The organism is Thiohalobacter thiocyanaticus (assembly GCF_003932505.1).
GTDB lineage: Bacteria > Pseudomonadota > Gammaproteobacteria > Thiohalobacterales > Thiohalobacteraceae > Thiohalobacter > Thiohalobacter thiocyanaticus.
Genome location: NZ_QZMU01000001.1, coordinates 608156 through 622529, shown reverse-complemented (window position 1 = coordinate 622529; position 14374 = coordinate 608156). Strand labels below are relative to the sequence as shown.

At 64.1% G+C, this 14374-nt stretch carries 15 protein-coding genes; 7 read left to right on the top strand and 8 right to left on the bottom strand.

Annotated features, from left to right (window positions below):
- Positions 1–55: 55 nt before the first annotated feature.
- Complete coding sequence (locus D6C00_RS02975) at positions 56–1198, bottom strand: mitochondrial fission ELM1 family protein (protein WP_125180243.1); 1143 nt, start codon at positions 1196–1198, stop codon at positions 56–58.
- Positions 1195–2196 (bottom strand): sulfotransferase domain-containing protein, encoded by a 1002-nt coding sequence (locus tag D6C00_RS02970; protein WP_125180242.1) that lies wholly within the window; start codon positions 2194–2196, stop codon positions 1195–1197. Before D6C00_RS02970 ends, D6C00_RS02975 begins: the two co-directional genes overlap by 4 nt.
- A gap of 265 nt (positions 2197–2461) precedes the next feature.
- On the opposite strand from D6C00_RS02970, the gene D6C00_RS02965 reads away from it, so the two are divergent.
- Positions 2462–3403, top strand: coding sequence for a glycosyltransferase family protein (locus D6C00_RS02965; RefSeq protein ID WP_206609491.1), 942 nt, complete (start codon positions 2462–2464; stop codon positions 3401–3403).
- Positions 3404–3785: 382 nt separating this feature from the next.
- Positions 3786–4157, top strand: coding sequence for a DUF6746 family protein (locus tag D6C00_RS02960; protein WP_125180241.1), 372 nt, complete (start codon positions 3786–3788; stop codon positions 4155–4157).
- Between the two features lie 14 nt (positions 4158–4171).
- Here D6C00_RS02960 and D6C00_RS02955 read toward each other — a convergent pair whose 3' ends face one another.
- On the bottom strand, positions 4172–5206 hold the full coding sequence (locus D6C00_RS02955) for a sulfotransferase domain-containing protein (RefSeq protein WP_206609490.1): 1035 nt from the start codon (positions 5204–5206) through the stop codon (positions 4172–4174).
- Between the two features lie 216 nt (positions 5207–5422).
- Between D6C00_RS02955 and D6C00_RS15405 the strand changes: the two genes are divergently transcribed.
- Both D6C00_RS15405 and D6C00_RS02950 read left to right on the top strand, forming a co-directional pair.
- On the top strand, positions 5423–5932 hold the full coding sequence (locus tag D6C00_RS15405; RefSeq protein ID WP_158675266.1) for a hypothetical protein: 510 nt from the start codon (positions 5423–5425) through the stop codon (positions 5930–5932).
- Positions 5929–6648, top strand: a complete 720-nt coding sequence (locus D6C00_RS02950; protein WP_158675265.1) for an O-antigen ligase family protein — start codon at positions 5929–5931, stop codon at positions 6646–6648. The genes D6C00_RS15405 and D6C00_RS02950 overlap by 4 nt, the downstream gene beginning before the upstream one ends.
- Here D6C00_RS02950 and D6C00_RS02945 read toward each other — a convergent pair.
- On the bottom strand, positions 6642–7547 hold the full coding sequence (locus D6C00_RS02945) for a sulfotransferase domain-containing protein (RefSeq protein WP_125180239.1): 906 nt from the start codon (positions 7545–7547) through the stop codon (positions 6642–6644). The two genes, D6C00_RS02950 and D6C00_RS02945, sit on opposite strands and share 7 nt — an antisense overlap.
- Positions 7548–7641: 94 nt before the next feature.
- The gene (locus D6C00_RS02940; RefSeq protein WP_206609489.1) at positions 7642–8265 is read right to left on the bottom strand and encodes a methyltransferase domain-containing protein; all 624 of its coding nucleotides are present in this window, start codon (positions 8263–8265) and stop codon (positions 7642–7644) included.
- A 484-nt stretch (positions 8266–8749) separates the two neighbouring features.
- Here D6C00_RS02940 and D6C00_RS02935 point away from each other — a divergent pair, with 484 nt between their 5' ends.
- Positions 8750–9601 (top strand): SAM-dependent methyltransferase, encoded by an 852-nt coding sequence (locus D6C00_RS02935; protein ID WP_125180238.1) that lies wholly within the window; start codon positions 8750–8752, stop codon positions 9599–9601.
- A gap of 18 nt (positions 9602–9619) precedes the next feature.
- Here D6C00_RS02935 and D6C00_RS02930 read toward each other — a convergent pair whose 3' ends face one another.
- Positions 9620–10537 (bottom strand): c-type cytochrome, encoded by a 918-nt coding sequence (locus D6C00_RS02930; protein ID WP_125180237.1) that lies wholly within the window; start codon positions 10535–10537, stop codon positions 9620–9622.
- On the bottom strand, positions 10534–11187 hold the full coding sequence (locus tag D6C00_RS02925; RefSeq protein WP_241546778.1) for a c-type cytochrome: 654 nt from the start codon (positions 11185–11187) through the stop codon (positions 10534–10536). Before D6C00_RS02925 ends, D6C00_RS02930 begins: the two co-directional genes overlap by 4 nt.
- 143 nt (positions 11188–11330) lie before the next feature.
- On the opposite strand from D6C00_RS02925, the gene D6C00_RS02920 reads away from it, so the two are divergent.
- A complete protein-coding gene (locus tag D6C00_RS02920) occupies positions 11331–12455 on the top strand; it encodes a polysaccharide deacetylase family protein (RefSeq protein ID WP_125180236.1) in 1125 nt (374 codons plus the stop codon).
- Here D6C00_RS02920 and D6C00_RS02915 read toward each other — a convergent pair.
- Positions 12421–13500: a glucosaminidase domain-containing protein gene (locus tag D6C00_RS02915; protein ID WP_241546900.1), complete on the bottom strand. Its 1080-nt coding sequence runs from the start codon at positions 13498–13500 to the stop codon at positions 12421–12423. The genes D6C00_RS02920 and D6C00_RS02915 overlap by 35 nt on opposite strands.
- Here D6C00_RS02915 and D6C00_RS02910 point away from each other — a divergent pair.
- A complete protein-coding gene (locus tag D6C00_RS02910) occupies positions 13499–14287 on the top strand; it encodes a DUF3050 domain-containing protein (RefSeq protein ID WP_125180234.1) in 789 nt (262 codons plus the stop codon). The two genes, D6C00_RS02915 and D6C00_RS02910, sit on opposite strands and share 2 nt — an antisense overlap.
- Positions 14288–14374: the final 87 nt, after the last annotated feature.

The window sequence follows — 14374 nt, the reverse complement described above, 5'->3', positions numbered from 1 at the left end:
AAGCCATCCCAACGCACGGGGGTTTCGATATGTCGCAGAAGTGTTCAATTTCATGTTATGAAGCCGGGAGCAGTCCTTCGATACGTTCGAGGATACGCTGCAGATCCTGTTCTGTCTGTTGACCGGCGCGGTCATGGCTGCCGGCCGCGCCGGTTTCATTGTGGTTTTCCCCCGCCCAGCGGGCCAGTCCCTGGTCGACCAGCATCTGGTGAAAACGGGGAAAGTGCCGGGTCTGCTGCAGCAGCCGCAGGTGGTACAGGGCGCGGGCCGTCGCGATCCGGGCCTGCTCCCGGGGGTTGGCATCGCGCGGCGGCTGGAACAGCCAGGCGGCGAGCCGCCGGCGGGCATTGTCGATCCCGCCGAACCAGCCGGTGGGCAGGGGCAGGATCTCCAGGGGCAGGCCCAGTCGGGCCACCTCCACCTGCATGGAGATGCTGTCGCCGGTCACCACGAAGCGATCGCCCAGGGCCAGCAGACCGGCGTAGGGGTTATCGCCCTCGGGCCGGTTCCAGTCATAGACCCGCACCGTTGCGGGCAGACCCTGCCGCAGCCGCTGCATGAAGGGCTTCGGGGTGCGGCGCGAGCCGACCAGCCAGGGGGTGCCGCCGGCGGCCAGCACCTGATCGATGCGCGCGCGCAGGCGCCGCACCACGTCGGCGTTGTAGACGAAGGGATTGGTCGGCCCGCCGATCAGAAAGACCACCAGCGGCCGGGGCAGATCGACGAAGGCCGCCTGCCACTGGGCGCGGCCGGCCTCGAGCCGGTCCGGGTCGAGCTGCATCAGCGGCAGGCCGATGTGCAGCACATTGGGGAAGGGGGCGGGCAGGGTCTCGGCACTGGTGATGATCAGATCGAAGTGCGACATCCAGCCCGAGGGCTTGCCCACCAGCACGATGCGCGTGCGGCCGCCGGACTGCTTTTTGATCCAGAGGGCGGCATTCGCCGGGCGGCGGCCGCTGGTCAGGATGAGATCGGGCCAGGGTGGCTCCAGGGCGTCGGACCGTTCGGGGTCCAGGTGATACAGGGTGGGGCCGACGCGCGGCTTGCCGAACACGTATCTGGGCCGCATCTCCAGATGGCGGAGTTCGGATTCCCAGCCGTGCTGCCGGGCCAGGGCCTCGGCGATGACCTCGACCTGGCCGTTGTCCCCGCGCTTGTCGCCGAGGACCCGCCAGATGCGCGGCGCCTGCCGGGTCAAGGGTTGGCCGCGGCCGGTGCCGCCGGGGCGTCCTCCTGCGGCCGGTCCAGGCCGAACAGCGTCTGCAGCCGGGGCGAGAGTTCGCTGCGCACCAGCTGCTCCAGTTCCCGGGCCTGTGCCTCGGTGAAGTAGTCGCGGTAGCCGCCGACCTTGGCCCGGCGCACCTTGAAGCTCTCGGGGTCGGAAGCGTTGCGCAGGGTCAGACCGCCGGAGCGGAAGAAGCCCTCGCTCTCCAGCTTGCGCAGGTTGTCGAAAGAGGCGAATTCCACCGCCTCATTGAGCTCAGCGTCGCTGAAGCTATCGCCCATCAGCCCGGTGATCTGGCGCAGGACCTCGGCGGGCTCGCTGCGCAGGGCCTCGTAGGAGGTGAGCAGGGTGTGATCCAGGTTGTCCAGGGCCGCGTCCCAGTAATTGAGGAAGCGGATCAGCGAGGACAGGCCGATGTCGCTGTCGCGCACGAATTCCCACATCCCGATGTTGTGACGGTCCACCGGGTGTGCGAGCTCGGCGTTGATCAGTTCCTGCTTGTGCCCGGACTGGCGCTTGGTGAACTGGAAGTACCAGGATACGGCGATGTCCAGCGGATTGCGCGCCAGCAGCACCACCGGTTTGTGCCTGAGTTCGGAGTCCGCTGCGCCCGGCTGCAGTTTGTCGCCCACCGCACGTTCGTAGCTGTACCAGCCGTTGGTGGCGGCGAAGCGGGGGATGGCCGGGTTGGCGTCGGCCAGCGCGGGATAGCGGGCGAAATCCTCCTCGGGGATCCCGTGGCGCCGGCTGTAGAGGCGGGTGAGCATGACCTTCAGCCAGGTGTTGCCGCTCTTGGGGTGGGCGATGATGATCAGCGAGGAGCGCCGGGCGATGTCCACTTCCAGCGCCCCCAGCCGGGCCTTGCGCCGGGCCACCCGCAGGCGCCGGGGCAGCAGGGCCGTGGAGGTGATGATGGCGGCCTTGCGGAGATTGTCGCTGCCAATGCGGCGCAGGGGGTTGGTGAAGCTCATGCTGTTGTTCCGGATGAAAAAATGCTGGCCCCGGGTGGGGATGAAGGTGGTCGGGAATTATACGCGTTTTTGCCGCCCCCGGCCAAAAGCGCCACGCCCGCTTCCTCGTTATCCCCGCGCAGGCGGGGATCCAGCAGCCTCGGCGGTTCATGGATTCCCGCCTGCGCGGGAATGACGGTGTCTTCCCGGTGTTGTCGGCAATCCTTCGGCCGCGGGGCAGGTGCAGCTTGGTTTCGGGGGGGCGGACCGATAAAATGAGCGGATTATGACTGTCCCCAGCGAGGAACCCGGCATGGAGCATTGTGTATTCATCCAGGCCAACGACAAGCAGCAACTCGGCGCCCTGGTGGCGCAGTACGCCCTGCGGCGCAATTCGAAGCACAACGACCGCTTCGATATCCGCATCATGCACTACGACGACTTCCCCATCCTGCGCGAGCACGAGGGGCAGATGTACCTGCGCGACGGCGAGTGGCGGCGCTGGGTGCGGGACGATCTGCAGTCCTTCACCCCGACCCGCTTCCTGCCACCGCAGCTGATGAACTACCAGGGCCGCTCCATCGTCATCGATCCGGACATCTTCGCCCTGGCTGATATCTGGGAGCTGTTCTCCCGCGACATGCAGGGCAAGGCCGTCATGTGCCGGCCCAAGTCCGGCAACAAGGGCAAGCGCGGCTGTCTGGCCACCAGCGTCATGCTGATGGACAACGCCAAACTCACGCACTGGAAGTTCGAGGAGCAGTTTCACGCCATGTTCGAGGGCATCCGCGACTACATGCCCTGGGTGTGCCTGAAATACGAGGATGCCGAGACCATCGGGCTGTTCGAGCCGGAATGGAACGACTTCGACCACCTCGATGAGAACACCCGGATGCTGCACAACACCAAGCGCAAGACCCAGCCCTGGAAGACCGGTCTGCCGGTGGATTTCCGCGCCGCCGATTCCTTCCGCCTGTTCCCGCCCAAGCACTGGTTCCGCCGCGCGCGCCGGGCGCTGTTCGGCGACTACGGCCTGGCCGGACGCTACCGGGCGCACCCGGACCCGAACCAGGAGGCCTTCTTCTTCGGCCTGGTGCGCGAATGCCTCGACCAGGGCGTGATCACGGAAGACCTGCTGCGCGAGGAAATGGCGAAGAACCACCTGCGCCACGATGCGCTGGAACTGCTGGACCGGACCCCGCCGCTGGCCCGTGCGGGCAATCTCTGATCTGACCTGAAGGGTGGGGTACCCATAACGAGCCCGAAGGGGTTCTATGGGAGTAGCATGGCAATCTCATACCGGAGAATCAGCCGGTTGGAGATTATTCGCTACGCTCACCCCTTCGCACCCATAGGGCATAAAGGGCCGCCCTGCGCACCCAAAGGGCATAAAGGCGTTCTGCGCTCGCAAGCTCGCTTGTGCCGCGTCACTTCGTTCCTCGCAATGACGGCTAACTTAGGTGACATTCCCCTCTGAGTCTGCTTTCCCGACCCGGAATATGAAATCCCGCCCTGTGCTGCGTCGCGCCGGAAGCGGGCGATTGACAGCCAGTCACTGGCATGCGAATATTATTGATAATGATTTTTATTCAGTTAAAAGGGGTCGTACAATGAAGCGATTTGCATCCAGCCTGCTCGTGGCCACTCTCGGCCTGTCTCTGCCTGTTCTGGCCGACGACCGTCCAGGCCATTACGAGGGTGAGCCGGCGGAGACGCTGGAACAGGCCGTGGCGAATTTCTCCGAATACAACGCCCGTCTGGAAGCAATTCTGGCCAGGGGGGAACTGAGTTCCGGTGACCTGCACGAGGTGCACCGGATTACGTACACCCTGGAGAATGCCCTGCACAGACTCGAGGAAGAGCTGGAAGAACTGGCGGAGGTGCTGGAGGAGGTGCATGTGGCCTCGGAGAGCGCCGATGCCGCAACCGTCATGTCCCGCGGCAGGCAGTATCTGGAGACCTCGCGGCAGGTTATCGAGTGAGCGAACCGGCCTTCTCAGCCGACCGGCTCTGAGGCCCGATAGCCATAGACCGGGTCGAGCGTGCCTTCCATCAGGGCATCGATCTCCCGGATCTGGTCGTCCTCGAAGTAATCCCGGTAGCCGCCGACCTTGGCGCGGCGTACCTTGTAGCTGTCGGGATTGTTGCGGTCGCGCGGGACCATGCGCCCGCCGCTCAGACGGAAGCTGTGCGAGGACTCCATCTTCTTCATGTTCTCGTAGGAGGCGTAGTCCACAGCCTCCTGGATCTGCTCGGGACTGGCCGGAATCTCCAGGAACTGCGCCACCCGGCTGAGCGCCTGGTGCGGGTCGGCGCGCATGTCCTCGTAGCGGACCAGGCAGAACTCCCTGATCTTGTCCATCTCGCGCGCCCACAGATTCATGAAGTCCATCACCTTGGGCAGGCCGGCGCCTTTATGCAACACGAAGTCGTATACCGACATCTCGGCCCCGTGCGGGGGGTACTCGTTCAGCGCCTTCTTCTCCGGACGCATGCGGTGCTGCCATTGAAAGAACTGTGATACGGCTACATCGCGCGGATCACGCACCAGCAGCACCACCTTCTTGCCGTAGAAATCCACCTTGGAGTCGGTGTGACCGGTGAAGTCGCCGATGTAGTTGTCGTGGGTGAAGAAGATGCGCGGAATGGCCCGCTGCATGTTGTGGAAGTTGTCGAAACCGATCAGGGCGCTCTCGGGCAGCCCGTAGAGCTGCTGGTAAAGGCGCGAGACCATCACCCGCAGCCAGGTGCGGCCGCTCTTGCCGAAGGAGACCACCACCGCATCGGCCTGTTTGAGCTTGCGATACTGTTCCCGGCCGCGCAGCCGGCGCTCCGCCTGGATGCGTTGCTCGGCATCGGCCCCGGTCAGATCGAGGCGGAGCTTGAGCAGGCGCCGGCTGGTTTTCTTCCAGATGGTCTTGGTGGCCTGGGGCAGCGAGGCGCGCAGAGCTGCGAAGGTGCTGGTCATGGATTCCGGGAACACGTTGATCGAAGAATAGGCCATTTTACCCGAGCCGGCAGGGGATTGCATGGAGCAGGGAGGTCTCCCGGCATGGCGGAATCCGTGTGATGGATCCGGGCAAGTGGTCCGATCCGGTCGCCTCGGGTAGAATTCGCTCCCATTCAATCGCTCTGCCCGTTGCGATCGGGCGCTAATCCGGCGGGTGTCTGCTTGAGTTCGATTCTTCCTGTAAGTTCTTCCGCATCGGCCGATTGGACTGACCGGCTCGGGCTTGCGGGACTGGGCATGTTCGCCTTCGGCGGTTTCGTCAACCAGGGTCTGCTGTACTCCGGGCTGGTACTCATGCTGCTGACTCTGCTCGGCCGGGGCAGTGAGTTCCGGGCCCGTGCCAGGGGTCTGCCCTTCGTCTGGGTGTCACTGGTGCTGACCGCCTATATCCTTGTGAGCTGGTTGCGGGCGTACCTGTACAGCAGTGGTGAGTGGCGGCCCGAAGTCCTGGAATCTGGCGCCGATCTGCTGCTGACCGGTGGGGCATTTTCCCTGGTTGTGGCCTACTGGATCGGTGGCGATGAACGGCGCATCCGCGGGGTGCTGGGTCTGGGGCTGGCCGGCCTGGTGCTCGCTCTGGCCTTCGGCTTTGACTGGTCGCAACTGGATTCGGTCATGGACGGTCAGCGGCACTTGTTCGGGATGGGCAACGGTGCAGCTCTGTATGCCGCGACGGGGCTGACCGGCCTGCTGATCCTGTTGTTCACGGGTCGTCTCCGGCAGATGTGGCTGGTGCCGCGTGTTTGATTCTGCTGGTTTTCCTGGCGCTGGTTGTGCTCTGGACCCAGACCCGCGCTGTCTGGTTGGCGTGTGCATTGGTGCTGCCCGTGGTCCTGCTGGCGCTGGTTGTACACTCGCTGCAGCACCCGAGATCAGGGAAGGTGTTGATGATTATCCTGGCCGGGACAGCCGTGTTGGCTGCTGCTGTTCTTTTGAATGGTGGGATAATCGAAAAGCGGCTTATGACAGATGTGGAGAGAGTGGTATCTCTGCTGACGACGGAGAATGTCGAGGGACTGGATGCCACCGGCCTGCGTTCCCGGATGCCGCTGTGGGCGGAGGCGTGGGAACGCATCGAGGCTCGACCTCTGACCGGCTGGGGCGCCGGGACCAGCGAGATGTTGATCGTATCCTCGGGCGTGAAGCCCCCCCAATCGCACTTTCACAATTTGTATCTGCAGTTGCTGGCCGAGATCGGCGTAGTGGGTCTGTGCCTGTTTCTGCTGTGGGTCGGATTGGCCCTGAAAACTGCGTCGACCGCCTGCGGGCCGCGTACGCGGGATTTTTCCCTGCTGCTCTTCCTGCTCGCCGCCATTGCACTGTTCCTGCTGGCCGGCATGTTCCAGATCCGTCATGACGACGAACGCGGGCACTTCTTTCTGATTCTGTTCGGGGCGCTCGCCGTCAGCCGGGCCATGGTTGCAGGATCAGACCCTGACCGGGACGGGGAGCAGACTCAGTAGCCGTAGCCAGGGTTGAGGGTGGCGCCGACCAGTTCGTCGATCCGGCGGATTTCATCCTTGCTGAAATAGTCCCGGTAGCCGCCGACCTTGGCCCGCCGGGCCTTGAAGGAGTCCGGGTTATCGGGATCCGTGGCGCAGATGCGGCTGTCACCGGTCTCGCCCGAGAGTTCGCGCTGCTTCATTTTTTCGAACTCCGCATAAGCGACGATGTCCTCGATTTCCTCCTGCTGCGGGTCGGTGCCCAGTATCCGCAGGATCTTTTCGAGCTCCGATGCCGTATCCGCTCGCAGGTCCTCATATCGGAACAGGTGCAGGTTTTCCATCCGTCCGATGTACCCATGCCAGCGGTTCATGAAGGCAATGATGGCGGGCAGCCCGAACTCGCTCTGCATGATGAAGTTGTAGATGGAGATGTTATCGAGCGGCAGGAAGTAGAGCTTCCGGTTGTGATCGCTCATCCGGTATTTCCAGTCGAAATAGAAGGAGACGGCCACATCGCGCGGGTCGCGCACCAGCAGGATCACGGGGGCCGTGCGGTAGAGTTCCTCGTTGTTCCAGTTCCCTGTGTAATGGCCCAGTTGCCGGTCATGGGTGAAGAAAATCACGGGCACCCGGGGTTCCAGCCGGTGCAGGCGGTCGAAGTTGAGCAGTTTTCTCTCCGGCAGCCGGTAACGCTGCTGGTAGAACCGGCTCAGCATGACTCGCAGCCAGGTCCGTCCGCTCTTTTCGTGCGACACGATCACGGCATCGGACAGTAATAGCTTGCCGTAGTCTTCCTTGCCGCGCAGGCGACGTTCAGTTTCGAGTCTCTGTTTCGATGAGAGAGGAAAGCAGGGCAGCAGTTTCTTTCTGGTGAACTTGGTAAAGGTAAGAGAAGCCGGTTTCATTTTGTTTTTCAAGATACATCAATCCGTGTGTTAGTCAGGCCGGGTATGCAGACCTGAGCGACATCGGCAAATCGGACAGGCTCGCATGCAGCCGAAACCGTTATCGTCAAACCAGGCGTTCAGTGGTGTGGTAAACCGTCTTGCGGTTCTTTCCGAAACCGAATTTCTTGCGGCGACCGGTCTTTGCGGACATTACCAGGCGATACGCAATGTCGGTGTGGCGCATGGCGACCGCATGCACCAGCCCCGCCCACCATTCCGGGGGGTGAACCGTGCAGTGGACATTCTGCCCGTTGGGCAGGGATTTGACTGCCGGGTAACAGGCGACGTTGGCGTAGACGAATTTGCGTGCATAGGAAAACATTTCATCGATCACCCAGGGCACATCCGGCTCTGTGATATGTTCAAGCACATCGGTACATATCACGCCGTCATACGGCTGGTCGGGGAGTTGGCTGAAGGGTTCGTAGCCGGGATCATAACAGCGGATCTCGTCGACGCCCCAGTAATCCTGAATGCTGCCCACCTCCAGGGTCTTGTTCAATTTGATATTGCGCTGCTTGTAACCCAGGCCCTTGCCGGCACCATAGTCCAGTATGGACCTGGCACCTGTATGCTCGATCATCTCCTTGATGCCAGGAGCATGCTCGATCAGCATCTTGCCCGGGAAAGTGTCCTCGGCGGATTTGCCGGCCGATTGCTCACCCTGTTCGTGCAGGGTCTCGTACATCCTGACCATATCGAGGTATTCAGGACTGGGGTGGCTCCGGTTGTACATGGGGTTACCCCGCTGCAAGGATGAAATGACGATGGGGAGCCGATAACTGGCGGCCGGATGAGCTGACTGCCCTGATAACCGGTAAGGCCGGCTGCAGGTTGCTGATAGGCCGGAATTTCTGCCTCCGCGGCAACCGGCATGGGCTTCACGCTCAGCCGCCAAAGTATACTCAGCCCGCTTTGCCAGGGTCAACGCCGGGCCGGCTGGATCTGCCTTCAGACCCAGCCGGCCCGGTAGGGCCGGCCAGGGCTGCACTGCTGTCCTGAACCGGGATTTCGACCTCGCCCGTGACGGCATGAGCCGGTATCATGGGAACATAATCTGGTCGCAGCCGACGGGCCGGTTGCTCCGACGGCGCCAGAATAATAAGTGATGCGGCCTTGCATATTCCGATAATACGGGTGTTGGCGGCCCGGCAGATCAAAGCACGGACAAGATGGATTCACGCGAATACGGACTGGTCATGGCCCGGCACCTGTTGGCGGTCGATGATCTGCATTACGGATTGTGGGACGGTCTGGATGTCACGGTCGCCAATCTGCCGCTGGCACTGCAACGCTATACGGATCTGATCCTGGAGGCCCTGCCGCCCGCCGCCGTGGCGTCCCGGCTGCTGGACATCGGCTGCGGCACCGGCAACATGCTGGTCCAACTGCGCGGAAAGGGCTACCGGGCCGATGGTGTTATCCCCTCGGCCGCACTGGCCGCCATGGTGCGCCGGCGCCTGGAAGAGGCGGGGCAGAATAATGCCCGGGTCTATGAATCGAGCTTCGAGGCGCTGGATGTCGACTCCCAGTTCGGGGCCTATGACGTGGCTTTGTTCAGTGAGAGCTTTCAGTACATTAAGCTGGATGACGTGTTTCAACGCCTTGATCGGCTGCTGCCCCCGGGTGGTCGGGTCATTATCAGCGACTTCTTCAAGACTGCGGCCGCCGGGGACGGCACGCCGGCAAGCCGCAGCTTCGGCGGCGGACACACCCTGGCCGACTTTTACATCACCCTCGCGGCATCCCCTTTCGAAATCCTGCATGACGAGGACATCACAGCGCGCGTCAGCCCCACCATCGGCCTGCTCGACGAGGTGCTCACCCAGCGTATTATCCCGGCGGTGGAGACCACCGGGGTCTATCTGCACGGCCGCTATCCGTGGGGGACGCGGCTACTGGGCTGGCTGCTGCGCAAGCGCTGGGAGAAGCTGCGGTTCAAATATCTTTCCGGATACCGCACCCGCGAGGTATTCGAGCGCTACAAGAATTACCGTCTGCTGGTGCTGCAGAAACCTGCCTGACCCGCGTATCGCCGCCGGCTATTGGAGCGGATTGGGATGGGCCCGGCTGCCGAGTAGCTGCCCGTCCAGTTCGTCGCCGTAGTGACACTGGTGCGCGTGGTAGGCCGCGTCGGTCTCCTGCAGATCGCCTTCATGCCGGGGATCCTGCGGCCGCTCGCGGCTGTTGATGAAGGTGGCGACGTCCCAGGCCTGCTGCACACTGAGTGATTCCGGCCTGCCCAGCGGCATATTGGCATGGATGAAGGCGGCCGCGGTGTTGATCCGGTGCATGCCCGCGCCCCAGTTGTATGAGTCCCGGCCCCACAGCGGCGGGAATGCATAGGCGCCCTCGGCCTTGCGGCCCTGGCCGTCGTCGCCGTGACAGAAGGCGCACTGGGCCTCGAACACCTGCCGCCCGCGGCCGATGTCGGGGGCGCTGGGAGGCGTGTCGAGCTTTGGATAACCCCGGCCTGCGAGCGCCACGCCGACCGGTGCTCCCCTGGCCAGCCAGTAATGGTAGCTCAGGAGGGCGGACAGCTCGCGGCTGCCGGAGGGCGGCGGTGCACCGTTCATGCTGTAGCGGAAGCAGCCCTGGATGCGATCCGTCAGGGTGTTAACGCGGTCGTTCTTGCTGCGGTAGGCCGGATACATGGTGTAGGCGGCCCATAAGGGCGCGGAGTCGGCGCGGCGGCCGGCATCAATATGGCAGTTGACGCAGTTCAGGCCGTTGCCGACGAACCTGCCGCGCAGCTGCTGTGTGTTCACGAACAGGTCGCGGCCGTAGCGCACCATCTCGCCGAAGGGGCCGTCCGGCAGTTCGGATTCGGCCGGGGGGGTGAAGCCGGGTGCGCTGTTCGGAGTGTCCGGCAGCTCCTCCTGGTCGTCGTCCGCCTGTCCGGCCTGGAGCGCGGTGCTGCACAGCACCAGGGCAGCGATCAGGTGAAGGGGTCGATTCATTGCTCGGCTCCCGGCTCGGGTTTGACGGCAGGCTGGGCGGCGAAGTACTCCGATACCGCCTGAATCTGGGTCTGGGTCAGGCGTTCGGCCACGACGCGCATCAGGTCGTTGACGTCGTTGTGGCGGGTGCCCTTGCGCCAGGCCTCGAGCTGGGACTGGATGTAGCCGGCGTGCTGGCCGGCCAGGGCGGGGAAATAGGGATCCACGCCGCGGCCCCCCGGTCCGTGGCAGCTCACGCAGGCCGGGATGGTGTTGTCCCAGTCGCCGCGCAGGGCCAGCGTCCGGCCGGCGTCCGGCGGGGTGCCTTCCGCATTGGCCGAGGGGGCCTTGCCGGCGTAGTAGGCGGCGACGTCAAGCAGTTGCTGTTGCGCCAGCGCGGCGGCGATCGGCTGCATGATCGGGTTGCGCCGCGTGCCCCGGCGGTAGTCCTGCAGCTGCTTGATAAGGTACTTGTCACTCAGGCCGGTCAGGCGCGGGAAGCCCGCCGCGGGATTGCCTTTGCCGTCGGCGCCGTGACAGCTCACGCAGGCCGTGGCGCCCTGATCGTTGCCTTGCATGACGATGCGTTTGCCTGCCTCCGCATCGCCCAGTGCCAGCGCGGGCATCGGAATCAGACTGAGCAGGAGGAGGGTGGTGATGCGTCTGGACATGGCATGATGATTCCGTGCTGCTGCAGATCGATGATACCCGGCCCGGTTCGGGTTGAACGCATAGTATAGATGCTGAATACTGGTTGGGCGATGCAGTCACCCGAATTCCGGTTCATCCAATCCCGAAACCGGCAGACGCCTGAATGATGCGAATCTCCCTGCAACTTCACCGGCTGTGGCGCCGCCTGCCCGCGGTTGTCGCTGTGTGTGCCGGCCTGTCCGCATGGTGGCTGCCACCGGTCTCCGCCCGGGAGACGCCTGCGCATGCCGTGGCCCTCATGTATCACCGCTTCGGTGAAGCGGCCCATCCCGCCACCAGCATCACCCTGGCGCAGTTCGAGGCCCAGCTGGCGTATCTGGCGGATGAGGGATTTCGGGTCTGGCCGCTGACCCGTATCCTGCGCCGGCTCCGGGAGGGCGGGGAAATGCCCGACAGGGTGGTGGCGATCACCATTGACGATGCCTACCGCTCGGTCTACGAACAGGCCTTTCCACGGCTGCGCGAGCGCGGCTGGCCCTTCACCGTCTTCGTCAGTACCGACGCGGTGGATGAGAGGCTGCCCGATTACATGAGCTGGGAACAGCTGCGTGAAATGCAGCGAGCCGGCGTGGAATTCGCCAACCACAGTACCAGTCACGGCCATCTATGGCTGCGTGAGGCCGGCGAGGAGCGCAGTGCCTGGGCGCAACGGGTGCGCCGCGATATCGAGCGGGCCCAGACCCGGTTGCAGCAGGAACTGGGTACGGACACCAATACCGCTCCCGCCCTGTTCGCCTATCCCTATGGCGAGTTCGACGCGCGGCTGGCCGCGCTGGTGCGCGAGCTCGGCTATGTCGGCATCGGCCAGCACTCGGGGGCGGTTGGTGCGATGAGTGATTACACTGCCCTGCCGCGCTATCCTATGGCCGAGGCCTTTGCGGATAGGGAGGCCTTTGCGCGCAAGGCGCTGAGTCTGCCGCTGCCGGTCAGTGAGGCACAGCCCGGCGACCCCCTGGTCAGGGAACAGAATCCGCCGGTACTGGAACTGACCCTGGCGCCGGGTGGCTACGTGGCGGACGGGTTCGACTGCTACGCCTCCGGCCAGGGTCGGGCCGAGGTGCAGCGTCTGGAAGATCGGCCGCCGCGCTATCGAGTCAGGGCCCGCGAGCCCCTGCCCATGGGACGGGCGCGCTACAACTGCACCGCCCCGGCGGCCGGGAGCGGGCGCTGGTACTGGTACAGCCAGCCCTGGATCATTGCGCCAGGTGTAATTGACCCGGACGGTTGAGATCGTTACTGCGGATCATGCCACGGATCTCGGTAACATAATCGACACCGCGTTCCGAATAGCGCTCCAGTGCGCCGGCAAGGACCAGCGGATCAAGGGGCTCGCCCCGGGCGCGCATGGCCGCGCGCTGGCGGCGCAACGCCCCATAGGCATGGCCGATGTTCAGGTTGTGAAGATAATCGCGCACGGCGCGCTGCAGACTGGGGTAGGCGCGGACATAATGCCGGGCGTCCACGTTGCGCTCGCCCGGTGTGAGGCCGGCGGAGGCTTCATAGGTCCAGATGCCGAACAGATTGTTGGCCTCGACAGCAAAGCGCGACGTCCCCCAGCCGCTTTCATTGGCGGCCTGGGCCAGTACCAGTGCCGGCGGAATGATATCGACCCGGCGCAACAGGGTCGTCCGCGTGGCAGGCGCATCCAGGGCGCCCTCGGCCCCGTACTGTCGGGCGAGCCGCTGCAGCCGCCGGCCTTCGGAACCGGTCAGTGTCTCGAGCCGGTTCAATGCATCGTGGGCGAACCGCCGGCGTTCGCGCAGCCGCGCGTTTTCCGCCAGCACCAGCGGGAGCAGGGTACGGAAGAAGAGCGATTTTTTCTGATCCACGTCGAGCGTGTCGAGGTCAGGCGGCAGTGACAGGATGCCGAGCGGCGGCACTTTTCCCTGCGGCGGCCAGCGATAGTCGTGGTGGTCAAACAGACGCTGCAACTGCGCCGCCTGGTCCGCCCTGATCGGTCTGAGTTCGTGGGGTTTGCGCAGCAGTTCCACCAGTCCCTGAAGTGCCAGGATCAGTGCCATCAGTACGATCAATACCCGGACGGGAGGCGGTATGAGCGTTCGGGAAACGGAAGCCATGGCGGTCATGCTGAATACGTCGGGTGTTGCGGAAGCCGCCGGCGATTGTCCCTGAAGCGCGTGATTTCCACAATCGGCCGGGCAGGCGGTGCCGCCGTCCTGATGAAAAACCGGCTTTATCTGAAGGTTGAAGGGCCATTGACCGGCTGGTAGATTGCCAAGCCGTTTGTCTGCGTTCCAAGGGATCATCACCATGACCACGCCGATTGCCGAGGATATCATCCAGTCGCTGCGCGACGCCCTGGACCGGCACCCCGTCTATGCCGCCATACAGGGGGTGGAGGAGTTGCGCACCTTCATGGAACACCATGTCTATTCGGTCTGGGATTTCATGTCGGTGGCCAAGCATCTCCAGGCCGTGGTGGCGCCCGCCGGCTTTCCCTGGGTGCCGGTGGGCGACGGCGATGTCCGCCGCTTCATCAATGAGATGGTGCTCGGCGAGGAATGCGACGAAGCCATGCCCGGCACCGGCGCCGGCTATACCAGCCATTTCGAGCTTTATTGCCAGGCCATGGAGGAGATCGGCGCCGATACCGGGCCGGTGCTCGCCTTCGTGGACACCGTGCGCCGGCAGGGCGTGGATGCGGCCCTGGCGCTGTCCACGGTGCCTTCCCCCGCGCGTGCCTTCACCACCACCACCTTCGGATTCCTGACTTCCGGCAGGCCGCATGAGGCTGCAGCTGCCCTGGCCCTGGGTCGCGAGCACATCATCCCCGACATGTTCCGTGCCATTCTCGAGCGTTCCGGCATCGGTTGGCAGGACGCCCCCACCTTCCACTATTATCTGGAACGCCATATCCATCTGGACGAGGGTTCCCACGGCCCCCTGTCCCTGCGCCTGCTGAACGGCCTGTGCCGCAATGACAGGGAACGGGAGGAAGCGGTGGCCGCCGCACGGGAGGCCGTGCAGGCGCGGCTGATATTCTGGGACGGCGTGCTGGCCGCGCTGGGGCGCGACCCTGCCCGACTGCAGCGGGCCTGAACGTTCCGGCCGCGGGTTCACTGCGGTGGCTGTGCGGTCACCGGACGGCCTGATTCCTGAATGAATTACCTCAGTTGCAGGAGGGGG

What these genes read in the sequence shown, in the direction of transcription:
- D6C00_RS02935 (WP_125180238.1), top strand. Translation starts at nt 8,750, where the DNA reads ATGGATTCACGCGAATACGGACTGGTCATGGCCCGGCACCTGTTGGCG.
- D6C00_RS02955 (WP_206609490.1), bottom strand. Translation starts at nt 5,206, where the DNA reads ATGCAATCCCCTGCCGGCTCGGGTAAAATGGCCTATTCTTCGATCAAC.
- D6C00_RS02925 (WP_241546778.1), bottom strand. Translation starts at nt 11,187, where the DNA reads ATGTCCAGACGCATCACCACCCTCCTCCTGCTCAGTCTGATTCCGATG.
- D6C00_RS02920 (WP_125180236.1), top strand. Translation starts at nt 11,331, where the DNA reads ATGATGCGAATCTCCCTGCAACTTCACCGGCTGTGGCGCCGCCTGCCC.
- D6C00_RS15405 (WP_158675266.1), top strand. Translation starts at nt 5,423, where the DNA reads ATGTTCGCCTTCGGCGGTTTCGTCAACCAGGGTCTGCTGTACTCCGGG.
- D6C00_RS02960 (WP_125180241.1), top strand. Translation starts at nt 3,786, where the DNA reads ATGAAGCGATTTGCATCCAGCCTGCTCGTGGCCACTCTCGGCCTGTCT.
- D6C00_RS02915 (WP_241546900.1), bottom strand. Translation starts at nt 13,500, where the DNA reads ATGGTGATGATCCCTTGGAACGCAGACAAACGGCTTGGCAATCTACCA.
- D6C00_RS02930 (WP_125180237.1), bottom strand. Translation starts at nt 10,537, where the DNA reads ATGAATCGACCCCTTCACCTGATCGCTGCCCTGGTGCTGTGCAGCACC.
- D6C00_RS02940 (WP_206609489.1), bottom strand. Translation starts at nt 8,265, where the DNA reads ATGTACGAGACCCTGCACGAACAGGGTGAGCAATCGGCCGGCAAATCC.
- D6C00_RS02910 (WP_125180234.1), top strand. Translation starts at nt 13,499, where the DNA reads ATGACCACGCCGATTGCCGAGGATATCATCCAGTCGCTGCGCGACGCC.
- D6C00_RS02965 (WP_206609491.1), top strand. Translation starts at nt 2,462, where the DNA reads ATGACTGTCCCCAGCGAGGAACCCGGCATGGAGCATTGTGTATTCATC.
- D6C00_RS02970 (WP_125180242.1), bottom strand. Translation starts at nt 2,196, where the DNA reads ATGAGCTTCACCAACCCCCTGCGCCGCATTGGCAGCGACAATCTCCGC.